Here is a 24,365-nt window from a genome sequence, read left to right as displayed (position 1 = left end):
CTCATGGCGGGCAGAAAGCAGGAGACACAGCTGCGCACGGCAGGCGGCATCCAATACGAGCTGACCCGCAAACGGGTCAAGAACCTGAACATCCGTGTGCGGGAGGATGGCACCGTGGCGGTGAGCATCCCCCTGCGGACAAGTGCAGATGCGGCAGACCGCTTTGTGGCCGCACGCGCCGACTGGGTGCAGCAGGCCCGGGAACGTGCCATGCGGCGCGCAGCGCAGGAAGCGCGGCCTCTGCCGGATAAGGAAACAGCGCTGGCCTATTTTACGGCCATGAGCGATAAGGTCTACCCGGCCTTTGCCGGAGTGCTGGGCGGGCACAAGCCCGTCATCAAGGTGCGCAGCATGACCAGCCGGTGGGGCGTGTGCTTTATGGCAAAACGGCAGATCACCTTTGCTTTGCAGCTGTATCATATGCCCCCGGCGGCGCAGATCTATGTGGTAGTGCATGAGTACTGCCACTTTTTGCAGCCCAACCACAGCCCGGCCTTCTGGGCCGAGGTGGCAAAGCTGCTGCCGGACTGGAAAGCCCGGCGGGCGCTTTTAAAGTGACTAAATAGTGGGAAAGCGGATGCGGGCGGTCACAGACCGGCCCGCATCCGAATTGTAAAACAGGAGGGAAGTTCCCTTGGAAAACGAAAAAAAGTCCGGCGATAAATATTCAAAGCTTGCCGGCAACACATTGATCTTTGCAATTTCCAGCTTTTCGTCAAAGCTGCTCACCCTGATCGTCCAGCCGTTCCTTACCTATGCAATGGCGGAGATCTCCGATCTGGGCCTTTCCAAGATCCTGAGCCAGTACGCGAACCTGCTCATCCCGTTCGTGTCCATGGGCATGTCCAACGCCATCATCCGCTTTGGTCTGGACAAGGGCAACAGCGAAAAACAGGTGTTCACCAACGGCCTGCTGACCATTCTGGGCGGCTTTGGCATTCTGGTGCTGTGCTGGCCCATTGCGCAGTTCCTGCCCGATATGGCACAGTACGGCCTGCTCATTTACATCTATGTGCTCATGAGCTGCCTGCGCACCCTGTGCACCCAGTTCGTGCGCAGCCGCCAGTGGAACAAGCTGGTGGCCGTGGACGGCGTGCTGTGCACCGTGGCCACCATGGCTTTCTACGTGCTGTATCTGGTGGGCTTCAAGTGGGGTGCCAACGGCTACCTGCTGGCCATCATCAGCGGCGACCTTTCCAGTGTGCTGTTCCTGATGTTCACCGGCAAGCTGTGGAACTATGTGGAGCTGAAGGGCATCAACAAGGATCTGTGGAAGCAGATGCTGCGCTTCTCGCTGCCCATGATCCCGGCACAGATCAGCTTCTGGATCATCAACGCATCCGATCTGTTCTTTGTGCGTGAGATGTGTAACGGTCTGGACGGCCGCGACGGCAATGCATGGAGCGGCCTGCTTTCCACCGGCTATTTCCTGCCCACCATCCTTACTACGCTGGGCTTGATCTTCTACGATGCATGGCAGCTTTCCGCTGTGACCGAGGAAGAGGGCCGCGCAAAGTTCTTTACCAAAATTTTCCGCACCTATTCCAGTGTGCTGTTCTGCTGTGCCGCCGGCATCATCTGGCTGTGCCGTCCGGTGATGCACATTATGAAGTCCAACTACTACTACGCATGGCACTTTGTGCCGTTCCTTGTGCTGGCTTCCACCTGCAGCTGCTTCAACCAGTTCATGAACAGCGTGTATGTGGTGAATAAAAAGTCCGCCCGCAGCATGATCACCATGATGGCGGGTGCTGTGAGCAACTGCATCATGAACTACTTCTTCATCAAGTGGTGGGGGCCTGTGGGCGCTACCTATGCGTCCTTCCTTGGCCTTGCGCTGGTGTTCACCCTGCGTGCCATCGATGCCCACCGCATGATCGGGATGCAGGTACATCCGGGCCGCGTGCTGGTGAACGCCGCCGCGCTGGTGATCGAAGCCTTTGTGCTGCTGGCCGAAACGCCGCTCTACGGCCTGTGGACCGGCATCATCACGGCGCTGATCATCCTGTACAACTTTGCCGGTGTGTGGGCCATGGCCCGTGTCCTGCTGCCCAAGCTTCTGGGCCGCCGCGGCAAGGCGCTGGTAAATGTGATCGACGGCTGGATCGCACCCAAGAAAGCATAACAGCATAACTGAAAATAAACGCAGAAAGTCCCCGGAACGCTGGTTCCGGGGACTTTTTCAGCAATCGGGAAAACTTTCAGTGCCGGGCATTTTTGCCGGTCAGGCTGGCAAAAGCGCCGCCAGCCATTAGGGCAAAAAGTACCGCCATTCCTCAGAATGACGGTAAAACGGATGCGGCAGATCAGGCCAGGTGCTTTTCCAGCCAGCTGCCGATATCTTCAAACACTTCCTGATGGTTCGTTTCCACCAGCAGTTCATGCCGGGCACCGGGGTACAGCTTGCACTCAATGTTCTGCACACCGGCATCTTTCAGGCTCTGGATGGCGCGCTGCACGCCCTTGCCCTGTTCGCCCACCGGGTCGGCATCGCCAGCCAAGAACAGCAGCGGCAGGCCTTTGGGCATCTTTGCAAGGAACGCCGGGTCGTGCAGGCGCAGGATGCCGCTGAACATGCTGTAGTAGGCGTTCAGCGTAAAGGTAAAGGTGCAGCGTTCGTCGGCCAGATATTTGTCCACCTCGGCCTGATCGCGGTTGAGCCAGTCGTGGGTGGTACGGCCCTCCAGCCCTTTGTTGTAGCCCATAAAGGACATGTTGGCCACGAACTTGCTGCGGTACTGCCAGCCATGAAAGACCGCCAGCACCCGGCAGAGGGTCTTGGCAAACTGCACCAGTGCCTTGGGCTGGAAGCCGGTGCCCATGATGATGGCTCCGTCCAGCTCATGGCCGTATTCGCACAAATACTGCCGGGCATAGAACGAACCCATGCTGTGGCCCAGCAGGAAATAGGGTACCCCCGGGTACAGCTCTTTGGTGCGCACGGTCATGGCGTGCAGGTCGGCCAGAACGGCGCGGTTGCCGTCCGGCTCGGCAAAGTAGCCGTAGTCCGCTTTGGTGCGGATGGAGCCGCCGTGGCCCAAATGGTCGTGGCCGGTAACAAGAATGCCCCGCCCGGCCAGATATTCCGCCAGCGGCTTGTAGCGGTCAATAAATTCCACCATGCCGTGGGACAACTGCAGAACCGCCTTTACTTCACCCTCCGGCACACAGCGGAAGGCATGCAAAGTCCGCCCCGGCACAGTGGACGGGACGGTGAAATCGATCATCTGGCTCATAGCAGAGCCTCCTTTTTGTGTGTTTTACAGTGCACCGATCTTGCGGCGGCAGGCCGGGCAGATGCAGTAGCCCGCAAACTGCACCGAAGACTCGTCCACCTCGCCGCAGAAATCGCAGCTGCCGGCGGGCCGATGCTTTTTGAGCACGATGGAGTCGCCATCCACAAAGATCTCCAGTTTGGTGTCAGTGTCCAGATGCATACTGGTGCGCAGCTCCTTGGGCAGAACGATGCGGCCCAGCGCGTCGATGCCGCGGACGATGCCGGTACTTTTCATAGTATACCATTCTCCTTTATCCTTTTCCTGTGATAGCCAGTCTGTGACACAATAGGAAAATTGTTCCAGTGGCGCTATGCTCAGTATACAAAAAATAACAGGGTTCGTCAATGATTGCGTGACATTTCGACAAAAAACAACCTTTTATGCAACTTCTTCCGGCTTGTTCTCCACACGGGCGCTGGTGCGTCCCTCGGGACGGATCTCTCCAGCGGCAGTCAGTGCGATCTTGGTCAGCGTGGGGCCTGCCAGCTCATACACCAGCACCGAGAACAGCACCACGCTGCGCACCATGTGGCCGTCCGAGAGCTGGGCGGCTGTGGCAGCCATGCCCAGTGCCACACCGGCCTGCGGCAGCAGGGTGATGCCGAGGTACTTCTGGATATCATCACTGCAGCGGGCCGCGCGATCAGCGAAAGGGAAGAACGAAAAGGGAGAACGCAGCGCAGCCAGAAAAAACGCATATACGTCCAATATACTATCCGCCCAGACAAAAAGCAACCGGAATATGGAGCCCCGGCAAAGAGCTCCGGTCGGGCAAATAAAAGAAACTCCTTCCGTCATCGCTGCGCGATGCCACCCATTCCCCTTCTGGCACTTTCGTGCCACCTCCCCCGGCCGGGGGAGTCTTTCTCACGGAGGGAGGCTCTGGCGAGAAGGAGAGGTGTTCCATTCTGCCAAAGGCTCCCTCTTTGAGGGAGCTGGCACGGCGTAAGACATGACGGAAGGAGTAAATTTCAAACAATCAGTTGAACTTGAAGACCTTGCGCAGCTGGCGGTACACGCCCAGAGTGAGCTTGTCGCCGCCGGGGAACTTCAGGTCGGTCAGACCGCCCAGATTGTAGCGCACGGCACGGTAAACACCGGTGCTTACGTGGCCCTTGAGGTACTGCCACAGCCCGGTGCGCTTGGCCTTTGCCTCGTCGCTGCCGTCCAGCAGCAGGAAGATGTCGCTTACGGCCATCATCACGGACAGATAGTGCACCATGTAAGCGTGCAGACGTTTCTGATCCTTCAGCTCATCCAGATTCTGACAGTCGATCATGTGCCGGGTGACCCGCAGCTGCTGATCCACCCGCTTGACCATGATGCTCTCGTTCACGCTCTGGTCGGCACGGCCAATGAAGTAGCGGTACAGATCCAGATCCATGTAGTACATGCTCTTGACATAGGGCAGGGGCTGGTAGACAAAAATGTTGTCCACATAGAAGGTGTGCTTGGGCAGCACCATGCCGCACTTGCGCAGCACCTCGGTGCGGTACATCACCGAGTGCATCAGGATGTTCTGATCCGGGCGGAAGTGGCCCACATGGGTCCAGTTGAACAGGCGGTTCTGGGGGAACACGTTGGTGTAGCGCACGGTCAGGGTGGTGCTGTCCTCCACATGCTCGTACACATAGTTGCAGATCATCATGTCCGGCGCGGTGCCGCGGGCCACCAGAGTGGTCAGGCGGGCCAGAACCTTTTTCAGGGCATCGGTGTCCAGCCAGTCATCGCTGTCCACTACCTTATAGTACAGGCCGGTGGCGTTGCGGATGCCCTGATTGACGCCCTCACCGTGGCCGCCGTTCTCCTGATGGATGGCCTTGACGATGGTGGGATATTTGGCGGCGTACTCGTCGCAGATGGCGGGGGTATCGTCCTTCACGGAACCGTCGTCCACAAGGATGATCTCGGCCTGCTCTCCGGCAGAAAGCAGGGTCTCGACGCAATGGCGCATATATGCCGCCGAGTTGTAGCACGGAACGGCAAAGGTGATGAGTTTCTGCTGCATAAGATGATTGCTCCTTTTTCTATCAACAGTCGGCGCACAAAAAAACGCCGGACATGGAGTTATGTGCTCCTATTATATCATTTTCGCGCCTGAAAAGCTATCATTTGCAAAAAAATTACCTTTGACATTTCGTGCTTTTTGCCGAAAAAACGGCTCTGCACCTGCGCAAAAGCCCGGCTTTTGTGGTATACTGATATGGTTTTGAAGACATTGCGCAGAAAAAAACCTATTCTATGATACGGAGGGACCCATGGAAAACCCGCACTCGATCTTAAAAAAGGTATTCGGCTACGACAGTTTCCGCCCGGGGCAGGAGGACATCGTCCGGCGGCTGCTTGCCGGGCAGGATGTACTGGCGGTGATGCCCACCGGTGCGGGTAAATCCATCTGCTATCAGGTGCCGGCGCTGCTTTTGCCGGGCATCACCATCGTGGTGTCGCCGCTGGTCAGCCTGATGAAGGATCAGGTGGGGGCACTGGTACAGGCGGGCGTGGCGGCGGCGTTTCTGAACAACAGCCTGAACGATAACCAGAAGGCCCTGATGCTGCGCCGCGCTCGGGAGGGCTGGTACAAGATCATCTATGTGGCACCGGAGCGGCTGGAAATGCCGGGCTTCCAGCGGTTTGCACAGGAGCGGGAGATCAGCATGGTGACGGTGGACGAGGCCCATTGCATCAGCCAGTGGGGACAGGACTTCCGACCCAGCTACCTGCGCATCAAAGCCTTTGTGGACAGCCTGCCCAGCCGTCCGGTGGTGGGCGCATTCACGGCCACGGCCACCGCCCATGTGCGGGACGACATCCGGGAACAGCTGGCCTTGCAGAAGCCCTACGAGGTGACCACCAGCTTTGACCGGCCCAACCTCTATTTCGAGACCCGGCGCGCCCTGCCCAGCCAGAAGCCGAAGGAGCTGCTGGATCTTGTGCTGAAAGAGGGTGACAACGCGGGCATCGTCTACTGCAGCACCACAAAGCAGGTGGATGAGACTGCCCGCCTGCTGCAGAGCCGCGGTATCCGGGCTGCGGCCTACCATGCCAAGCTGGACGCGGATACCCGGCGGAAGAATCAGGACGATTTCCTCTATGACCGGGTGCAGATCATGGTGGCGACCAACGCCTTCGGCATGGGCATCGACAAGCCCAACGTGCGGTTCGTGATCCACTACAATATGCCCAAGGATCTGGAAAGTTATTATCAGGAAGCAGGCCGTGCAGGCCGCGATGGACAGCCCGCCCGGTGCACGCTGCTCTATTCCGGCACCGATGTGCGCACCATCCGGTTCTTTATTGAAAAGGAGATGGAGGCAGACAACGGCCTGCCCGCCGATGTGAAAGCCGAAGCTGCCCGCAAGGCCGAGGAGCGGCTCAAGTACATGACATTCTATTCCACCACGCAGGACTGTCTGCGGGGATTTCTGCTGCATTACTTCGGCGAAGCTGCACCAAAGAAATGCGGCAACTGCTCCTGCTGTCTGGCCGCAGAGCAGGAAGCGCAGCTGCAGGTGGAGTATTCCCGGCGGCGCGCGGCGGATAATGCCCGCCGCCTGACCGAGAAGCCGCGCCGCACAAAGGCGGTGGCAGGCGAGCTGAGCGAGTTTGACGAAAAGCTGCTGAATGCCCTCTATGCTCAGCGCAAGCGGCTGGCCGGAAAGCAGAATATCCCGGCCTTTATGGTGTTCAGCGATGCCACCCTGCGGGAAATGGTGGAGAAGAAGCCGCTGAGCACCGATGAACTGCTGAATATCAGCGGTGTGGGCGAGAAGAAAGCCGCCCGCTACGGCAATGCCTTCCTGCGCATCATCGAGGATGCCGTGGGCAGCAGAGAGTAAAACAAAAAAGAAAGCGTCCAGTTTTCCACACGTTCCGTTCAGGAAGTGGAAAACCGGACGCTCTTTTCTGTTATGTTTATTTTTCCATGGTATGGGTGGCGAATACCTTTTCGTCCTCCCACCACACGGGCTGACCGGCGGCAAGGGTCTTTTTCACATCCAGAAGACGCTGGTTGCTGCTGCCGCGGAACCGCAGGGAGATATCGTGCTTTGCCTGCACGAACTCGCCGTCCACCAGCACATCCAGCAGGCTCAGCAGCTCGTCGGTGGCTTCACACCGGGCAAGACTTGGCTCTTTGCCGGTCAGTTGCTCCCAGGTGTAGCCGGAATAGCACCACACCGTTTTGTTGGGGTACAAGGCCTTGAAGTTGCGCACGAAGGGCAGCAGTTCCCGCTGATTTTCCGGCTCCATGGGTTCGCCGCCCAGCAGCGATAGGCCCGCGATATAGTCCGGCTGGCAGGATGCAAACACCTCGTTGCGGGTGGGTTTGTCGAAGGGCTGGCCATAGTCAAAGTCCCACGCCACGGCGTTGAAGCACCCCGGGCAGTGGTGGCGGCAGCCGGACACGAACACGCTGGTGCGCACCCCCGGGCCGTTGGCAATGTCATAGTATTTGATGGTTGCGTAGTTCATAATATGATTCCTGTACTTTACAAAAAAATGGAAGCCTGCCGCTGCGGCCCTTCCGGTGAAAATACGTTTGGAGCGGCCCGCAGGCCGCTCCAAACGTGAAATAGAAAAAATTTTCCGCTGTTATGCCCAGAACGGAGTGGAGGGCATTTGAATCGTAATTATAGATGCAGCACGCGGTCCTTGATCTCCTGCGTGCGGCCCTGATTCCAGAACTGGGTGCCGATATAGCCACAGGTGCGGCGGGCAACGTTCAGCTTGTTCTGGTCGCGGTTGCCGCACTTGGGGCACTCCCACACCAACTTGCCGTCATCCTCCACGATCTTGATCTCGCCGTCATAGCCGCACACCTGACAGTAATCCGACTTGGTGTTCAGCTCCGCATACATGATGTTGTCATAGATGAACTGCAGCACACTTATGACGGCTTCCAGATTGTCCTGCATGTTGGGCACTTCCACATAGCTGATGGCACCGCCCGGGGACAGGCGCTGGAAGTCGGATTCAAACTTCAGCTTGGTGAAAGCATCAATCTGCTCCGACACATGCACATGGTAGCTGTTGGTGATATAGTTCTTGTCGGTAATACCGGGCACGATGCCAAACCGCTTCTGCAGGCACTTGGCGAACTTGTAGGTGGTGGATTCCAGCGGGGTGCCGTAGAGGGAGTAGTCGATGTTCTCGGCCTTTTTCCATGCGTTGCACTTGTCGTTCATGTGCTGCATCACGCTCAGAGCAAAGGGCTTTGCACCGGCATCGGTGTGGCTCTTGCCAGTCATATACTTCACGCACTCATACAGACCGGCATAGCCCAGACTGATGGTGGAGTAGCCGCCGAACAGCAGCTTGTCGATCTTTTCTCCCTTTTTCAGGCGGGCCAGTGCACCATACTGCCACAGAATGGGAGCGGCATCGCTGGGAGTGCCCAGCAGCCGCTTGTGCCGTGCCTGCAGTGCGCGGTGGCACAGGGCCAGACGCTCGTCGAAGATCTTCCAGAACTTCTCAAAGTTGCCCTTGGAGGAGAGTGCCACATCCACCAGATTGATGGTGACAACGCCCTGATTGAACCGGCCGTAGTACTTGGGCTTGCCGGTCTCGGGGTCCACATAGGGGGTCAGGAAGCTGCGGCAGCCCATGCAGGTGTAGCAGTGGCCTTCGCCGTTTTTGTCCACCTTGAGCTCCAGCATCTTCTTTTCGGAGATATAGTCGGGCACCATGCGCTTTGCAGTGCACTTTGCGGCCAGCTCGGTCAGATAATAGTAGGGAGTGCCGGGGCGGATGTTGTCCTCTTCCAGCACATAGATCAGCTTGGGGAAGGCGGGGGTGATCCACACACCGGCCTCGTTCTTCACGCCCTGATAGCGCTGGCGGATAGTCTCCTCAATGATGATGGCAAGGTCTGCCTTCTCCTGCGGATTGCGCGCCTCACCCAGATACATGAACACGGTGATAAAGGGGGCCTGACCATTGGTGGTCATCAGCGTGACCACCTGATACTGGATGGTCTGCACACCGCGGTTGATCTCGCTGCGCAGGCGGCGCTCCACGATCTCCTTCTTGCGCTCGGCAGAAACGTCCAGACCGGCCATTTCCACTTCTACCTCAGCGGCGATCTTTTTGCGGGAGACATCCACAAAGGGGGCGAGGTGGGTCAGGCTGATGCTCTGGCCGCCGTACTGGTTGGATGCCACCTGTGCAATGATCTGGGTGGCGATGTTGCAGGCGGTGGAGAAGCTGTGAGGCTTTTCAATATAGGTGCCGGAAATGACGGTGCCGTTCTGCAGCATGTCCTCCAGATTCACCAGATCGCAGTTGTGCATGTGCTGGGCAAAGTAGTCGGAATCGTGGAAGTGGATCAGACCCTCCTGATGTGCCTTGACGATCTCCGGGTCCAGCAGCAGACGGGCGGTCAGATCTTTGGAGATCTCACCGGCCATATAGTCGCGCTGCACGCTGTTCACGGTGGGGTTCTTATTGGCGTTCTCCTGCTTGACCTCTTCGTTCTGGCACTCGATCAGGCTCAGGATGCGCTCATCGGTGGTGTTGGTCTGGCGCTTCAGGCTCTGCACATAGCGGTAGGTGATGTAGTGCCGGGCCACATCATGTGCCTTGATGTCCATGAGCTGGTTCTCCACCATATCCTGCACTTCTTCCACGCTGACGGCGCGGTTCAGCGCCTGACACTGGTCGGTAACAGCAGCGGCGATCTGGGTGATCTGGTCCTTTGTCAGACGGCTCTGGCCGCTCACAGAATCGCTGGCCTTAGTAACAGCGGTGATGATCTTGGTGATATCAAAGGGGACCTCTGCACCGTTGCGTTTGATGATCTTCATCGGCTCTCCTCCTTAACAAATAAAGCACAGTGTGAACGGGTACCTCTTACAATAAGAGATACCCGTTTTGCGCACACGATATCCAACAAACTGAATGTAGCTCTATTCTATCACTATCTAGTGGCAAGTCAAGGAAAATACCACTACATTTTGCGTTTTGGAGTTTTAGCCAAAATTCATGGATAATTTTCAGGATAAAATCTGAGCCAAGACCTCTTGACAACGCACACCTGTTTCCGAGGTGTAATATCGCAAAATATTATACGGCGAAAGCTTTATAATACATTATATAAGCAAAGAGAAAGGGCATTCGTGCCAAGCTGCACCAAAGCAACTGCGGCGTAGTTTTTCCTGCGGCCTGCTGCTGTTTTGGGGTGCACGCAAAAAAGAATGAAAAAATCTGTCAAAAAGTGTTGACAAGGAGGCGGGGGGTGTGGTATTATACTTGAGCGCCAAGCGCTGAGGCAAAAGAATGACTTCCGAAGCCTCAGCAGGAAGCCCTTGAAAAGAACCAATAGACGCTGAAAAGTTCCAGTTTGTTCTGAGAAACTTCTTAGATGTCCAAGTTCAGAAAGTTCAAAAGCTTCTAAAAAATAAGGCTTGACAAAAAACCACCTCGGTGGTAAAATAAACAGGTCGTCAGCCGCAAGGCTGAGGCGCACAGGACCTTGAAAATTGAACAATATCGAAAAACTTGTAAGGAACCTTTTAAGTGTTTGGAAAAACACTAAAAACAATTCCAAAAGTAATTCACACAGGACGCAAGCGATTGCGTGCTGAGCGAACAAGATTTAACACTTTTAAGTGATAAATATCATTTATAAAGAGTTTGATCCTGGCTCAGGACGAACGCTGGCGGCGCGCCTAACACATGCAAGTCGAACGAGCGAGAGAGAGCTTGCTTTCTCGAGCGAGTGGCGAACGGGTGAGTAACGCGTGAGGAATCTGCCTCAAAGAGGGGGACAACAGTTGGAAACGACTGCTAATACCGCATAAGCCCACGGTGCCGCATGGCACAGAGGGAAAAGGAGTAATCCGCTTTGAGATGGCCTCGCGTCCGATTAGCTAGTTGGTGAGGTAACGGCCCACCAAGGCGACGATCGGTAGCCGGACTGAGAGGTTGAACGGCCACATTGGGACTGAGACACGGCCCAGACTCCTACGGGAGGCAGCAGTGGGGAATATTGCACAATGGGGGAAACCCTGATGCAGCGACGCCGCGTGGAGGAAGAAGGTCTTCGGATTGTAAACTCCTGTTGTTGGGGAAGATAATGACGGTACCCAACAAGGAAGTGACGGCTAACTACGTGCCAGCAGCCGCGGTAAAACGTAGGTCACAAGCGTTGTCCGGAATTACTGGGTGTAAAGGGAGCGCAGGCGGGAAGACAAGTTGGAAGTGAAATCTATGGGCTCAACCCATAAACTGCTTTCAAAACTGTTTTTCTTGAGTAGTGCAGAGGTAGGCGGAATTCCCGGTGTAGCGGTGGAATGCGTAGATATCGGGAGGAACACCAGTGGCGAAGGCGGCCTACTGGGCACCAACTGACGCTGAGGCTCGAAAGTGTGGGTAGCAAACAGGATTAGATACCCTGGTAGTCCACACCGTAAACGATGATTACTAGGTGTTGGAGGATTGACCCCTTCAGTGCCGCAGTTAACACAATAAGTAATCCACCTGGGGAGTACGACCGCAAGGTTGAAACTCAAAGGAATTGACGGGGGCCCGCACAAGCAGTGGAGTATGTGGTTTAATTCGACGCAACGCGAAGAACCTTACCAAGTCTTGACATCCCTTGACAGACATAGAAATATGTAATCTCTTCGGAGCAAGGAGACAGGTGGTGCATGGTTGTCGTCAGCTCGTGTCGTGAGATGTTGGGTTAAGTCCCGCAACGAGCGCAACCCTTATGGTCAGTTACTACGCAAGAGGACTCTGGCCAGACTGCCGTTGACAAAACGGAGGAAGGTGGGGATGACGTCAAATCATCATGCCCTTTATGACTTGGGCTACACACGTACTACAATGGCGTTAAACAAAGAGAAGCAAGACCGCGAGGTGGAGCAAAACTCAGAAACAACGTCCCAGTTCGGACTGCAGGCTGCAACTCGCCTGCACGAAGTCGGAATTGCTAGTAATCGTGGATCAGCATGCCACGGTGAATACGTTCCCGGGCCTTGTACACACCGCCCGTCACACCATGAGAGCCGGGGGGACCCGAAGTCGGTAGTCTAACCGCAAGGAGGACGCCGCCGAAGGTAAAACTGGTGATTGGGGTGAAGTCGTAACAAGGTAGCCGTAGGAGAACCTGCGGCTGGATCACCTCCTTTCTAAGGAGTCAGGCGAAAGAGCGACATCGAAGATGGAGATCTTTCGGACAGGTAACAAACAAGCAGAGTAGATATTGTTCGATTTTGAGGGCCCTGAAAAGGGAACTCAAAGACGTACCTTGAAAACTGAATAATAACTGCGAAACAAAGATTATAGTAAGTTCTTTTTTAAGAAATATTACAATTTCAAAAGGAAGGGTAACAATAATCTTCGTTGGCAAGAGAGAATCAAGAGGATACCAAATGTTCCAAGAGAACGTTTGAAAGGTCAAGCGAACAAGGGCGCAGGGCGAATGCCTTGGCACTGGGAGCCGATGAAAGACGTGATAAGCTGCGATAAGCTTCGGGGAGCTGCAAATAAGCATTGATCCGGAGATTTCTGAATGAGGAAACTCACCTGGGTTCATACTCAGGTACGTTATACTGAACTTTAAAATAGGTATATCGAGGGAACCGCCTGAACTGAAACATCTAAGTAGGGCGAGGAAGAGACATCAAACGAGATTCCGTAAGTAGTGGCGAGCGAACGCGGAAGAGGGCAAACCGAGAGTAGAAATACTTTCGGGGTACGGAGCGCATTTAGGACTTAAGTTGTTAACCGAACGGCATGGGAAGGCCGGTCAGAGAGTGTGAGAACCACGTAGGTGAAAACGACAAGAGCCGAGCGAATTCCAGAGTACGGCCAGACACGTGAAACCTGGTCGGAATACGGGGGGACCACCCTCCAACCCTAAATACTACCCAGTGACCGATAGCGTATAGTACTGTGAAGGAAAGGTGAAAAGCACCCCGGGAGGGGAGTGAAAAAGAACCTGAAACCCTGTGCCTACAAGCACCTAGAGCGCGTCAAAGCGTGATAGGGTACTTTTTGTAGAACGGTCCGGCGAGCGATTGTATGCAGCAAGGTTAAGGACTTAAGGTCTGGAGCCGAAGCGAAAGCGAGTTTGAAAAGGGCGTTAAGTTGCATATAATGGGCCCGAAACCGGGTGACCTACCCATGGTCAGGTTGAAGTGGAAGTAAAATTCCATGGAGGACCGAACCGACCTCCGTTGAAAAGGCGGCGGATGAACTGTGGGTAGCGGAGAAATTCCAATCGAACCCGGAGATAGCTGGTTCTCCCCGAAATAGTTTTAGGACTAGCCTCAAGTTAGATACCTGGAGGTAAAGCACTGAATAGCCTAGCGGCCGAGAGGTTAGCGAAGCTTATCAAACTCAGAATGCCAGAGTATTGATGCTTGGGAGTCAGACAGTGTCAGATAAATGTCATTGTCAAAAGGGAAACAGCCCAGATCTACAGCTAAGGTCCCAAAGTCAGGTTAAGTGGAAAACGATGTGAAGATACGTAGACAACCAGGATGTTGGCTCAGAAGCAGCCACTCATTCAAAGAGTGCGTAATAGCTCACTGGTCGAGCGTCTTTGCGCGGAGAATTTAACGGGGCTAAACCTGACACCGAAGCTTAGGCAGCATGTTTACATGCTGGGTAGGGGAGCGTTGTATACGCGGTGAAACAGTAGCGCAAGCGGCTGTGGAGTGTATAGAAGTGAGAATGCCGGAATGAGTAGCGCGAATGCAGTGAGAATCTGCATGGCCGAAAGCCTCAGGTTTCTGGAGGAAGGTTCGTCCGCTCCAGGTTAGTCGGGAGCTAAGGTGAGGCCTAACGGCGTAGCCGATGCACAGACGGTAGAGATTCCGTCACCACCAAAAGAGTTAAACACAGGGACACATATGAAGTCTCGGAGCCGGGTGTTGGTTCCGGTAGCGATCGAGGGAAGTTAGTACCGAAGTCTGAGATGGAAGATGGCGAGAAAAGCTGTGTGAATTTCTGCGGTGCCCGTACCGCAAACCGACACAGGTAGGTAGGAAGAAGATTCTAAGGCCAACGGGAGAAGGGTTGTTAAGGAACTCGGCAAATTGACCCCGTAACTTCGGGAGAAGGGGTGCTGCAGCAATGCAGCCGCAGAGAATCGGCCCAAGCAACTGTTTACCAAAAACACAGGTTTGTGCTAAATCGAAAGATGACGTATACGAGCTGACGCCTGCCCGGTGCTGGAAGGTTAAGAGGAGATGTGCAAGCATTGAATCGAAGCCCCAGTGAACGGCGGCCGTAACTATAACGGTCCTAAGGTAGCGAAATTCCTTGTCAGGTAAGTTCTGACCCGCATGAAAGGCGTAATGATTTGGGCACTGTCTCAACAGCCCGCCCGGCGAAATTGTAGTACCGGTGAAGATGCCGGTTACCCGCGACAAGACGGAAAGACCCCATGGAGCTTTACTGTAGCCTAATATTGGGTTTCGATGTTGCATGCACAGGATAGATGGGACACTGGGAAGCAGGTGCTTTGGCGCTTGTGGAGTGGCCGTTGGGATACCATCCTTGCGATATTGGAATTCTAACCTGCGCCTTTGAATCAAGGCGGGGGACATTGTTAGGTGGGCAGTTTGACTGGGGCGGTCGCCTCCTAAAGAGTAACGGAGGCGTTCAAAGGTTCGCTCAGCTTGAACGGAAATCAAGCAAAAGAGTGCAAACGCAGAAGCGAGCCTAACTGCGAGACTGACGGGTCGAGCAGTAACGAAAGTTGGAGTTAGTGATCCGGTGGTATGTGAGTGGAAATGCCATCGCTCAACGGATAAAAGTTACCCTGGGGATAACAGGCTGATCTCCCCCAAGAGTCCACATCGACGGGGAGGTTTGGCACCTCGATGTCGGCTCATCGCATCCTGGGGCTGTATTCGGTCCCAAGGGTTTGGCTGTTCGCCAATTAAAGCGGTACGCGAGCTGGGTTCAGAACGTCGTGAGACAGTTCGGTCCCTATCTGTCGTGGGCGCAGGATATTTGATGGGAGCTGTTCCTAGTACGAGAGGACCGGAGCGGACGTACCTCTGGCGCACCAGTTGTTCTGCCAAGAGCATAGCTGGGCAACTATGTACGGATCGGATAAACGCTGAAAGCATCTAAGCGTGAAGCCGACCCAAAGATAAGATATCCCATTGTTTTAAACAAGTAAGACCCCTTGAAGACTACAAGGTTGATAGGCACGATGTGTAAGTGGAGCGATCCATTCAGCAAGCGTGTACTAATAGGTCGAGGGTTTGACCACAATTCGCTTGAGACTCTGAGAGTCAACGAAAAAATGTAAGCAGTGATTATTCAGTTTTGAAGGCACGTCCTTCTAAGAAATACTGGACAAAGTACGACAAACATGTTATACTGGTTCAGTCAGATCGGTCGGTGTCGATGACGGTGAGGTTCCACCTGTTCCCATTCCGAACACAGAAGTTAAGCTCACTTGTGCCGAAGATAGTTCGCTGGAAACGGCGCGTGAAAATAGGTAGTCGCCGACTTGAACAAAAAACGCTTCAGAAGAAATTCTGAAGCGTTTTTCTTTTGCCGGAAAGCTTTGTCAAATCTTTTTCTCCGGGTTTATACAGGGATGCTGGTATCAAAAAATATCAGAGTGCCGACGGCGTCCAGATTTCTCCGCCTTCCTCCCCATCATGTTTTTTGGCAAAAATCACCATATAGTCTGCCGCTTCACCTTGTCCATCTGGGGCCTCCTGCTTCACAATTTCAACGCAGAACTCAACATTGTTGCCATTGTATTGATAATAACACAGAAAATTTGCCACCAATGCATTCGCAGCTCTTTTCCACGCCTGCGGATCAACAGCATTCTCCGGCATGGAAAAGACAGCCGTTCCGAATCCGTCGTCACCGACAGTTACATCTGTCGGGCAAAAATTGGTTACATTCTGAGGCTCAAAGACATCCGTGTATCCAGCCTCAACTTCCTTAAGATATGCCTCCAGAATGGCCCGTGCTTTTACGCTCAGCGCTTTGTTTTCGACCAGATTATAAGAATCCTCGTTTTGTTCAACTGCCGCTTTCAGTGCAGTCTTTACTGTATTTTTTGTCTGCTCTGAACTGCTGATGCCGCTGGGCCAGCAGCCTGTCAGTGCAGTCGCAGAAAACTTGCAATAAAAAAGCAGCTCTGCCTTGGCAGAGCTGCAAAGTTTGCAATATGGGTAAAATCAGCGCTTAGAGAACTGAGGTGCACGACGGGCAGCCTTCAGACCGTACTTCACGAAACCGAAGCTCGATTTTGCTTGATTTTACGCGGTTTTTCAAGCTTTTTGCTCTTCGTCCACCAGTTCTTAAACCCACGATTTTGTAGGCTTTTGTCGGATTTTAACCCTAATCTTTTTTTGATGTGTCGATTGCTCTGTTGATCACCCCATGTAATTGGGCAGGTTTATTATACTTGACTTTGGCGTAAATGTCCATAGTCACCTTGCTGTTTTCGTGTCCGGCAAGATACTGTACGGTTTTAGGATCAACCGAAGCATAAATCAGATTCGTGATATAAGTGTGACGCAATTGATGCGGTGTCACTTGAAAATCCATCGTATATACCAACTTCGGATTGTTCGGCTGATGCTCACCAAGCTTCGGCTTTACCACATGCTTAATCTTCTGCTCATTCACATAGGTGTAATAGCAGCGTTCTTCCGTAGAACGAACTGCTATGTACTTCCACACCCTCACGAACTGGGATTCAGCCAGAGCGTTACCATTCCTGTCAGAGATCACATATTCCGATTTTGACTTTTCTTTTGCCTCTTTCAAACATTCCACCAGCTTGCCCGGAATAGGAATGTCCCTTTTAGCTGCTGGCGTTTTTAATTCTGTTGAAATTACCGGACGATTATTCACAGAACGCCATGCTCGCCGTACCGAAATATATGGAGTGGCTTCATCCAGGAAAACACAATCCCATCGCAGTGCAAGAATTTCTTCCCGCCGCAACCCTGCGTACAACCCAATCATTACGAAGACATACGGTGGTAATCCCCTGATTGTATCCAGAAGAATTTTCACCTGCTCATCCGTCAATGCCTTCTTTTCCTGCTTTGGTGTTCCGCCTTTTGCGGAAAGCGACGCAGCCGGATTATAACTGATGATTTTGCTTTCTTCTGCTGAATAGAAAACACATTTGATCAGCATATTCATTTTGCTGTACAGGGAAGCTGATTGCTTGGAGATTGGCACCAGCAGCAAGCGAAGGTCATCGGTCGTCACTTCGTCCATATACATATCTCCAATAGCGCCAATAATATATTTTCTTATCGTGCGCTCATATCCACTCAATGTGTTTTCTCGCACACTCGCCGAGCGCATCTTCAACCATTTTTCGCAATACTCAGCTACTGTCGGGTTATTCTTCCGGAATATTTCATCCTCAATACTGCGCTTCATCTCAATGGATTTATCGTACAGCTCTTCAGGAGTCTGTGCATATAGCGAAATCCATTTTCCATCCGCATCCTGCATTCGTGTTCTGTAATATTGAACGCCCCTCTTCATAATTGTTCCATATTCCGGCACTACTTTTTTTCTTGCCATTATTGCTTCCTCCATTTTCTTGATATATCCAAATTGATCTTTGCTCTTTAATTATCCAGAATGCTGCTCCGGTTCTCAAGGATGTCGGCTATATGTAAAAAGAGCAGGGATTATCCCTACTCTTTTTGATCTCATTCATGAAACTGTCTGGCCTATTCTGCATCCCACAGTGTAAAGGTATCCTCTAATATACCCGCCAGTTCATCCGGTCGGTTATACTTTGCCTTTGCATAAATGTCCATCGTTATCTTGCTGTTCTCATGACCGGCAAGATATTGAACTGTTTTAGGATCAACCGATGCGTGAATAAGATTTGTAATATCATAGTTTTGGCTCCTTTCTGCCTGCTTATCTCTTTCATAGGTTCGGATCGTGCGTTCAATTTCCCGGAAGATCTGGCTGGACATTTCGCTGACCGCAGTTCCCAGCACATTGGCGGCAGCCTGCGTATTAAAATCAAAGATGTCCAGAAAATCCTCGTGCTCAAAATAGTCATCTGCATTGCCCACCGTCCGGGTAAAGACGGAATATGCGATGCTGACAGCGGCAGCTCTCTTAAAGGAAGCTCCGATGTTGAGTTCATCATATCCTTCCAGATAGGAATCTGCAACGATGTCACTGATCTGCCTGCGGTTTTCCTCCCAGTAATCCCTTGCAAGGCGTTCTGCCGCTTCCATGATATGATTTTCCAGAGACCCAGCACCGGCAGAAACATCAAATGCTGCATCCAGTGCGCGAATGATTGGCTGCTCATGCTCCGCATTCATTTTCCAGAGCTGTACCGGTCGGGAATTCTTCCGTTCTCCGGTATCTGCCACATCAAATACATACCGCAGTTTCGGCTGCTCGCCGCGCATGTCCAAAAGAGCAATGCCCTTGGAGCCACGCTTCACATAGCGGTTCATCCGATCATTCCAGAGATCGTACTCTGCACAGGCCGTCGCTTCTGGTCTCTGCTTATAGATCATCAGCTGCTCCGCAAAAGGATACTTATAAAGCCGTGCGGATGTGGTCAGAAACGCTGTCCACTGCTCTTTGCTGCCAGTGATCTGTGCCGCAGCTTCCTGCGCCATCTGCATATAATAAGCCGTTTTCGTCATCATCTGTCTTTTTCCTCCTCTCCTTTATTCGTCCGGATACAAATCCAGTGCCTCATATTCTGCATCCGTCATCTCTGCCAGTTTTGCAAGCAGCGAGGCCGTCCACCTGCGCAGGTTTCTGTCTCTGCCCGTCAGACTTTTTTGCATCTTTTGAAGCTCTTCGATCAGCCCTGTCCGTGTGCCAGGGCTGTAAAGCATCATGAGCATCCATTCGTCATCCGTAAAACGCATTTATAACTCCTTTTCTTCGCAGCACCTGCGAGGCGGCGCAGGCGGCACAGCCTCCTGCTTTTCCTTCAGCTGATCCAGAACCGATGCTTTCTCCACCGGTTCTTCCTTCTTTCCGTTATTGATTACGCCGTCAATCATGCCGTAATCGTCCTCCATCGCCATTTCTGCGGCTTTCAGGTAGTTCTCCGGTTTCAAAAATCCGGGCAGTTCCTGGAAGCCGATGGAATCCACATAGTGACAGCTTACAACACCATTCTGCCGTAAAGCCACGATGTCAGACACAGAAAGACTATGACCAGTAAAATCATCAGGGCGGGAAACATTGAATTTCGCATACAGTTCCTCTAACATCGTATTCTGATCCTTGTAGGGAAGAAGCGGAGCCGTATAAACCACCTCATAATGGTCAATATCCGGTTCCAGCCCCATCCGTTCCAGTTCGCGCATAGACGAAAAGCGTTCATATACCGTATCCTCGCTGCGGCGAAGCTGCAAAATCGCATACTGGTCGGTAGTACTGTCGAGAAATGCCATCATTCTTTCGTCCGGTGCCTGCGTTCCATGCACTTCATCCCATTTTTCAATTCTTGCCATCGTTCATTTCTCCCTTCTCCATAAACGGCAGGCCGTTTTCCTTTGCTTCCTGCCGCTGCTGTTCCCGCCGCTTTTCACTATAAGGCGGTCGGATACCGACGCAGCGTTTCGGAATCGTATAAGTGACCGACCCATGCTCCCGGTGCTCCAAAATAAACTGCTCCGGATACTGTTTTCGCAGTTCCCGAAGCTTCTTAATCAGGCGGCTGTCATGGGTATAAATGCTGGCGGTATCCAGTTCATTATCAAAATTGATGACGGTTTCCTGCTCTGCCTTCGTAAGCTTGTATTTCATCGCTCTGCCTCCTTCGCCTTGACAGCTTTCACCGGCGTATCCGTTCTGGAAGACAAATCCGAGAGTTTACCCAGCACAGATTCCCGTCTGCTGATTTCCGCTTCCTCTGCACGATCACAAAGTTCATCATAGTCAATCCGCGTCATGGTGCGGCCACCGAACCCATAATCCGAAAGAATCTGGTCTCTGGCTGCATTCATGCTGATTTCCGGGTTGTCGATCTGTCCACCGTCAATTTCCGTAAAGTCCTTATGATATAAGGTATAGTCGTAACCGTCCTCACAGGTCTGAATGGCAAGAAAGCCCTTGCCTCCCAAATCCCATGCACTGCGTTCTTCCGTAATCAGCGGCTCCGGGCGGCATGTACCACCGCCGCGTTCCAGCATTTCTGCCAGCTGACAGATGTGCAAAACATCATACCCCAGGCGCAAATGATATTCGTCCATATATTCGCAGCGAGCTGAGAACTTCCGGTTCGGATACTCGATCTCCACTGCACTGCCATCCGGAATTTTGAACCGATCCTCGTAGTTGCTGGTGATAAACCGGATATTTTTTGCATTCTCCAGCTCAGGATCAGCCTTTTTCATCTGCCAGAGAACCTTTCTGCCGCCGCGTACCTGCTCCAGCATCTCCGGAGCTACCGGCGCAACGGCAAGACCGTCAAGCTGGGAAATCTTCTGAAGTGCTACCACCCTTGCGCTTTCTTCCAGCGTAGAAGACGGCTGTTTATCCAACACATCCCAGCCAATGTGTCCCTCGGTGGTCTGCACCTTGCTGTCCATATCAAAGCAATGGAATTCCACGCCGTCCTGCTTTTCCTGCAAGGAAAGCAGCGCAGCATTATCCACCAAATAAGCTGCATTCATCATTTTCATGCTCATTTTTTACCTCCAAACTCCAGCTTAAATGCTGCTGCACCGTCCTCGCCAGTCTCTACATGAACGGTTGTGTCATAGTAACGTCCAGACTTCTTGGAATAGCAGTGGGTAAGCCGTGCTTTTCCCTGATTTACCAGTTGCTTTGCCAGTTCCTCTGTCATCTGCTTTCCCAGTGTCTGAAAGAACCTGTTTTCCTTCCAGAGTGCAAATTTACAGTTCTTATCCCTGCAAAACCATCCATTTGCCGTTTCACAAACATCACTGCCGCAGGCGGGGCAGGAACCAATGACTTTGCATTCCGGCTGCATCAGGACATTGGCACCTTTCACAGCCTCGTAGGTTTTTACAAGTCCGCTGACCATGCTGCTGATTTCTCCCATAAAGGCATCGCTGTCATACTCGCCGTGTTCTATTTTCAGCAGTTTTACCTCCCAGTCTGCCGTCATGGATGGAGACTGAATCTGTTCCGGCACCACCGTCACCAGCGCATTTCCCTTGTCCGTAGAACAAAGGTATTTCGTTTTCTTATCGCCCCTGCGCTCGATAAAGCCTTTCTGTACCAGTTTTTCGATGATGGCAGCGCGTGTAGCTGGTGTGCCGATGCCTTTTCGCTCTACACCAGCCGGAAATTCATCCGAGCTGGCACTTTCCATCGCTGAAAGCAGAAGATCTTCGGTAAACCTCTTGGGTGGGCTGGTCTTGCCTTCTTTCAGATCGACACCGGCAAGTTCCAATGTCATGCCTTCCGAAAGCTCCGGAAGATCACCTGCCTCCGCATTCTTCTCAGCATCTTCAACCGGCTTTCCTGCATATTGCCTCCAGCCCATATCCGTGACTGTTTTGCCTTTCGTGCGGAACTTCTGACCGGCACACTCCGCTTCTACTATGGTTTCTGCATAGTGGCAGGGTGTTCCGACCGCACAAATCAGCCGCACCGCCAGCAGAGTAAGAATCGCTTGTTCTCCACTGGGAAGCGAGGAAATGTCATAACCCGCCGCTGTTTTTGTAGGGATAATGGCATGGTGATCGGTGACTTTCTTAGAATTGATGACCTGCGCTGCATTCACCGGTGCCGGTACATCCGCCTGAATCTGAAAGCTCTGCTGGATCACAGAAACAAGTTCCGGCACCAGCGGTGCCATATCATCCGTCAGATACCGGCTGTCGGTACGGGGATATGTCACGAGTTTCTTCTCGTACAGAGCCTGTGTGTAATCCAGGGTCTGCTGGGCAGTGAATCCCAGCTGCCGATTTGCTTCTCTCTGAAGCGATGTCAGATCAAACAAGGCCGGGGGCTTCTCTGATTTTTCTTTCTGCTCTACCTTGGTAATGATGGCACTTCCTGCCTGGCAACACTCTGCCACCAGTTTTTCTGCTTCTGCTTTTTCTTTCATTCGCTCACCGCCCGCTTGAAAATCCCGAAATTTTAATTCTGCCGAGTAGAACGGCTCCGGCTTGAACGCCCGGATTGCTGCATCTCGCATAACCACCATCGCAAGCGTTGGTGTCATCACGCGCCCCACATTCAGGGTCTGCCCATACAGACATGAAAAAAGCCGGGTGGCGTTGATTCCGACAATCCAGTCGGCTCGCTCCCGGCATAAAGCCGCCTCATATAAGGCATCATATTCTGTTCCCGGTCTGAGCTTCTGAAAGCCTTCCCGGATAGCACTGTCCTCCATTGATGAAATCCAAAGCCGTTCCACCGGCTTTTTGCAGCCGCACTGATGGTAAACCAGTCGGAAAATCAGTTCGCCCTCACGCCCTGCATCTGTAGGATAGTTCTCGGAGGTGACTTTTCTGACGTTGTTATTCAATGGCATCCAATGGGCCGATAAAGCGGTAGAAAATCTGGATTTTCTGGACGTATTCGCCATCGACCTTTTCCGCTTTGGATACCAGAATCTTGTCAATCAGCTGATGCAGAATCTTATAGTTCAGTTCGGTGATGCCAGCGTACTTGCTGACTTCATCAATAAAATCCTGAATCTTGTCCAGCTGATCGTGTTCAGCACGGCCTTCCCGCTCGTACTGCTCAATCTTGTCGGTCAGTTCAGCCTGTTCTTTGTCGTAGCGATCCGCAAGCATTTGAAAACGTTTCTCCGGGAGAAGTCCCTTTGATACGTCCTCATAAAGTTTTGCATACAGGTCTTCGATTTCTGCGATTCGTGCTTTACACTGCTTCAAATCCCGTTTGTGCTGCGCCCGGTCAGAGGACACCCGGAGGTGCATCTGATTTGCAATCTTCTTCACAAGGGCTTCCCGATTGCTCACAGCAGCCTTTGCGTGTGCCTGAATGTCTGCAAAGACAGCTTCATGCAGAACACGGGCTTCCAAATTGTGAGAGTCACAGGCTTTCGCACCATATTTCCGATAAGTGCTGCAACAATAAAAGGTCTGATCCAGAACACTGTTGCGTTTGCGCCTGTGCTCAACCTTGACTAACATCGTTCTGCCGCAGTCTGCACAGCGGATAATTCCCTTGAAAATATTGTCGTAGTCGGTCTTATCACACATAAAGCAGCCAGAACGGCTGTAAAGGATGCGCTGCACGTTCTCCCAACGGTCTTGTGGGATGATTGCTTCATGTGTATTCGGAACGATGGCACGTTCTTCAAACGGAATATAACGTCGCTTTTTGGATTTCATGGACACGGTGGGCTTGGCTTCGTAGATGATGTGTCCGGCGTAGACCGGGCTGTGCAGAACCTGACTGATATAGGCATTATCCCAATCATACATCTTTTCATCATCAATAAAGCGGCCAAACATCTCTTTCTTGTAGTAACACGGCTTCAGAACTTTTTCATCGTGGAGCCGCTTGGCGATGCGGTGAAGCCCCAGCCCTTCCTCTGCCATTGAATAGATGTACTCAACAACAGGGGCGGTGTTCGGGTCAATCACAAGGTGATTGTGGTCGGCAGGGTCTTTCTGGTAGCCAAACGGTGCGTTGCTGGAGATATACTTTCCGCTTTTCTTGCGTGTCCGAAGGGCACTCTTGATTTTTCGGGAAGTGTCTTTGGCGTACATTTCATTGATGATGTTTCTGAACGGAGCAATATCCATCTGGGATTGCTCGTTGGAATCATAACCATCGTTGATTGCAATATAGCGGACACCGTGCTCAGGAAAGAAGATTTCCATATACGTTCCGGTTTCGATGTGGTTGCGTCCAAGTCGGGACTGGTCTTTGGTAATGACTGTTGCCACCTTTCCTTCCCGGATATCATCCAGAAGTTCCTGAAAGGCAGGGCGGTCAGAGTTCGTACCGCTGTAACCATCATCGACATAGTACTGGCAATTCCCGAAACCGTTGCGTGTGGCATACTCCATAAGCATCGCCTTTTGAGTGCGGATGCTCAGGCTTTCGCTGTTTGAACCGTCATCTTTTGACAGCCGGCAGTATAAAGCAGTTACTTTTTTGTCCTTTTCCATGTGTACCTCCATAATGGAA

At 52.6% G+C, this 24,365-nt stretch carries 18 protein-coding genes and 3 rRNA genes; 6 read left to right on the top strand and 15 right to left on the bottom strand.

Features of this window, described 5'->3' with window-relative positions; genetic code table 11:
* Positions 1-3: 3 nt before the first annotated feature.
* Positions 4-558, top strand: coding sequence for a M48 family metallopeptidase (locus ACGHUK_RS13425; protein WP_120020678.1), 555 nt, complete (start codon positions 4-6; stop codon positions 556-558).
* Positions 559-634: 76 nt separating this feature from the next.
* Complete coding sequence (locus ACGHUK_RS13420) at positions 635-2,125, top strand: lipopolysaccharide biosynthesis protein (RefSeq protein WP_337679909.1); 1,491 nt, start codon at positions 635-637, stop codon at positions 2,123-2,125.
* A 181-nt stretch (positions 2,126-2,306) separates the two neighbouring features.
* Here ACGHUK_RS13420 and ACGHUK_RS13415 read toward each other — a convergent pair whose 3' ends face one another.
* From ACGHUK_RS13415 to ACGHUK_RS13400, 4 genes are all read right to left on the bottom strand, one after another.
* Complete coding sequence (locus ACGHUK_RS13415; protein ID WP_097774136.1) at positions 2,307-3,236, bottom strand: alpha/beta fold hydrolase; 930 nt, start codon at positions 3,234-3,236, stop codon at positions 2,307-2,309.
* A 24-nt stretch (positions 3,237-3,260) separates the two neighbouring features.
* Positions 3,261-3,512, bottom strand: coding sequence for an AbrB/MazE/SpoVT family DNA-binding domain-containing protein (locus tag ACGHUK_RS13410; protein WP_005938917.1), 252 nt, complete (start codon positions 3,510-3,512; stop codon positions 3,261-3,263).
* Positions 3,513-3,656: 144 nt separating this feature from the next.
* Entirely contained in the window at positions 3,657-3,986 is a 330-nt protein-coding gene (locus ACGHUK_RS13405) for a hypothetical protein (RefSeq protein ID WP_390574500.1), read from the bottom strand.
* A gap of 271 nt (positions 3,987-4,257) precedes the next feature.
* A complete protein-coding gene (locus ACGHUK_RS13400) occupies positions 4,258-5,286 on the bottom strand; it encodes a glycosyltransferase family 2 protein (RefSeq protein ID WP_390574499.1) in 1,029 nt (342 codons plus the stop codon).
* A 250-nt stretch (positions 5,287-5,536) separates the two neighbouring features.
* Here ACGHUK_RS13400 and ACGHUK_RS13395 point away from each other — a divergent pair, with 250 nt between their 5' ends.
* Positions 5,537-7,114, top strand: a complete 1,578-nt coding sequence (locus ACGHUK_RS13395) for a RecQ family ATP-dependent DNA helicase (protein ID WP_390574498.1) — start codon at positions 5,537-5,539, stop codon at positions 7,112-7,114.
* Between the two features lie 76 nt (positions 7,115-7,190).
* Here ACGHUK_RS13395 and nrdG read toward each other — a convergent pair whose 3' ends face one another.
* Entirely contained in the window at positions 7,191-7,748 is a 558-nt protein-coding gene (gene nrdG / locus ACGHUK_RS13390) for an anaerobic ribonucleoside-triphosphate reductase activating protein (RefSeq protein WP_005938932.1), read from the bottom strand.
* 158 nt (positions 7,749-7,906) lie between these two features.
* Positions 7,907-10,078, bottom strand: coding sequence for an anaerobic ribonucleoside-triphosphate reductase (nrdD, locus tag ACGHUK_RS13385; protein WP_005938935.1), 2,172 nt, complete (start codon positions 10,076-10,078; stop codon positions 7,907-7,909).
* 817 nt (positions 10,079-10,895) lie between these two features.
* Between nrdD and ACGHUK_RS13380 the strand changes: the two genes are divergently transcribed.
* The 3 genes from ACGHUK_RS13380 to rrf all read left to right on the top strand — a co-directional run bounded on the left by ACGHUK_RS13380 (position 10,896) and on the right by rrf (position 15,751).
* Positions 10,896-12,406 (top strand): 16S ribosomal RNA (locus tag ACGHUK_RS13380).
* Positions 12,407-12,672: 266 nt separating this feature from the next.
* Positions 12,673-15,507: ribosomal RNA gene (locus ACGHUK_RS13375) — 23S ribosomal RNA — on the top strand.
* Between the two features lie 127 nt (positions 15,508-15,634).
* A 5S ribosomal RNA gene (gene rrf, locus ACGHUK_RS13370) occupies positions 15,635-15,751 on the top strand.
* Together the 16S, 23S and 5S rRNA genes form the textbook arrangement of a ribosomal RNA operon.
* A 108-nt stretch (positions 15,752-15,859) precedes the next feature.
* Here rrf and ACGHUK_RS13365 read toward each other — a convergent pair.
* The 9 genes from ACGHUK_RS13365 to ACGHUK_RS13325 form a co-directional block, all read right to left on the bottom strand.
* On the bottom strand, positions 15,860-16,090 hold the full coding sequence (locus ACGHUK_RS13365; RefSeq protein ID WP_390574497.1) for a hypothetical protein: 231 nt from the start codon (positions 16,088-16,090) through the stop codon (positions 15,860-15,862).
* A 511-nt stretch (positions 16,091-16,601) separates the two neighbouring features.
* Positions 16,602-17,810 (bottom strand): site-specific integrase, encoded by a 1,209-nt coding sequence (locus tag ACGHUK_RS13360; RefSeq protein ID WP_117526388.1) that lies wholly within the window; start codon positions 17,808-17,810, stop codon positions 16,602-16,604.
* 152 nt (positions 17,811-17,962) lie between these two features.
* Complete coding sequence (locus ACGHUK_RS13355; protein WP_390574496.1) at positions 17,963-18,913, bottom strand: hypothetical protein; 951 nt, start codon at positions 18,911-18,913, stop codon at positions 17,963-17,965.
* Positions 18,914-18,934: 21 nt separating this feature from the next.
* Positions 18,935-19,141 (bottom strand): transposon-transfer assisting family protein, encoded by a 207-nt coding sequence (locus tag ACGHUK_RS13350; RefSeq protein WP_005929883.1) that lies wholly within the window; start codon positions 19,139-19,141, stop codon positions 18,935-18,937.
* Complete coding sequence (locus ACGHUK_RS13345) at positions 19,142-19,735, bottom strand: YodL domain-containing protein (RefSeq protein WP_117526373.1); 594 nt, start codon at positions 19,733-19,735, stop codon at positions 19,142-19,144.
* Positions 19,722-20,030 carry a hypothetical protein gene (locus ACGHUK_RS13340; RefSeq protein ID WP_008396497.1) on the bottom strand — a complete coding sequence of 103 codons (309 nt, stop codon included), beginning with the start codon at positions 20,028-20,030 and terminating at the stop codon, positions 19,722-19,724. Before ACGHUK_RS13340 ends, ACGHUK_RS13345 begins: the two co-directional genes overlap by 14 nt.
* Positions 20,027-20,914, bottom strand: a complete 888-nt coding sequence (locus ACGHUK_RS13335; RefSeq protein WP_390574495.1) for an LPD16 domain-containing protein — start codon at positions 20,912-20,914, stop codon at positions 20,027-20,029. Before ACGHUK_RS13335 ends, ACGHUK_RS13340 begins: the two co-directional genes overlap by 4 nt.
* Complete coding sequence (locus ACGHUK_RS13330) at positions 20,911-22,788, bottom strand: DNA topoisomerase (protein WP_390574494.1); 1,878 nt, start codon at positions 22,786-22,788, stop codon at positions 20,911-20,913. Before ACGHUK_RS13330 ends, ACGHUK_RS13335 begins: the two co-directional genes overlap by 4 nt.
* Positions 22,721-24,346, bottom strand: coding sequence for a recombinase family protein (locus ACGHUK_RS13325; RefSeq protein WP_316539505.1), 1,626 nt, complete (start codon positions 24,344-24,346; stop codon positions 22,721-22,723). Before ACGHUK_RS13325 ends, ACGHUK_RS13330 begins: the two co-directional genes overlap by 68 nt.
* Positions 24,347-24,365 lie beyond the last annotated feature (19 nt).

This window comes from Faecalibacterium sp. i25-0019-C1 (assembly GCF_042854225.1).
Taxonomy (GTDB): Bacteria; Bacillota; Clostridia; order Oscillospirales; family Ruminococcaceae; genus Faecalibacterium; species Faecalibacterium taiwanense.
The sequence above is the reverse complement of the archived record's forward strand: the minus strand, read 5'-3'. Positions and strand labels throughout refer to the sequence as shown.

What these genes read in the sequence shown, in the direction of transcription:
- ACGHUK_RS13410 (WP_005938917.1), bottom strand. Translation starts at nt 3,512, where the DNA reads ATGAAAAGTACCGGCATCGTCCGCGGCATCGACGCGCTGGGCCGCATC.
- ACGHUK_RS13360 (WP_117526388.1), bottom strand. Translation starts at nt 17,810, where the DNA reads ATGGCAAGAAAAAAAGTAGTGCCGGAATATGGAACAATTATGAAGAGG.
- ACGHUK_RS13365 (WP_390574497.1), bottom strand. Translation starts at nt 16,090, where the DNA reads ATGCCGGAGAATGCTGTTGATCCGCAGGCGTGGAAAAGAGCTGCGAAT.
- nrdG (WP_005938932.1), bottom strand. Translation starts at nt 7,748, where the DNA reads ATGAACTACGCAACCATCAAATACTATGACATTGCCAACGGCCCGGGG.
- ACGHUK_RS13425 (WP_120020678.1), top strand. Translation starts at nt 4, where the DNA reads ATGGCGGGCAGAAAGCAGGAGACACAGCTGCGCACGGCAGGCGGCATC.
- ACGHUK_RS13400 (WP_390574499.1), bottom strand. Translation starts at nt 5,286, where the DNA reads ATGCAGCAGAAACTCATCACCTTTGCCGTTCCGTGCTACAACTCGGCG.
- ACGHUK_RS13325 (WP_316539505.1), bottom strand. Translation starts at nt 24,346, where the DNA reads ATGGAAAAGGACAAAAAAGTAACTGCTTTATACTGCCGGCTGTCAAAA.
- ACGHUK_RS13340 (WP_008396497.1), bottom strand. Translation starts at nt 20,030, where the DNA reads ATGAAATACAAGCTTACGAAGGCAGAGCAGGAAACCGTCATCAATTTT.
- ACGHUK_RS13395 (WP_390574498.1), top strand. Translation starts at nt 5,537, where the DNA reads ATGGAAAACCCGCACTCGATCTTAAAAAAGGTATTCGGCTACGACAGT.
- nrdD (WP_005938935.1), bottom strand. Translation starts at nt 10,078, where the DNA reads ATGAAGATCATCAAACGCAACGGTGCAGAGGTCCCCTTTGATATCACC.
- ACGHUK_RS13415 (WP_097774136.1), bottom strand. Translation starts at nt 3,236, where the DNA reads ATGAGCCAGATGATCGATTTCACCGTCCCGTCCACTGTGCCGGGGCGG.
- ACGHUK_RS13335 (WP_390574495.1), bottom strand. Translation starts at nt 20,914, where the DNA reads ATGAGCATGAAAATGATGAATGCAGCTTATTTGGTGGATAATGCTGCG.
- ACGHUK_RS13355 (WP_390574496.1), bottom strand. Translation starts at nt 18,913, where the DNA reads ATGATGACGAAAACGGCTTATTATATGCAGATGGCGCAGGAAGCTGCG.
- ACGHUK_RS13345 (WP_117526373.1), bottom strand. Translation starts at nt 19,735, where the DNA reads ATGGCAAGAATTGAAAAATGGGATGAAGTGCATGGAACGCAGGCACCG.
- ACGHUK_RS13330 (WP_390574494.1), bottom strand. Translation starts at nt 22,788, where the DNA reads ATGGCGAATACGTCCAGAAAATCCAGATTTTCTACCGCTTTATCGGCC.
- ACGHUK_RS13350 (WP_005929883.1), bottom strand. Translation starts at nt 19,141, where the DNA reads ATGCGTTTTACGGATGACGAATGGATGCTCATGATGCTTTACAGCCCT.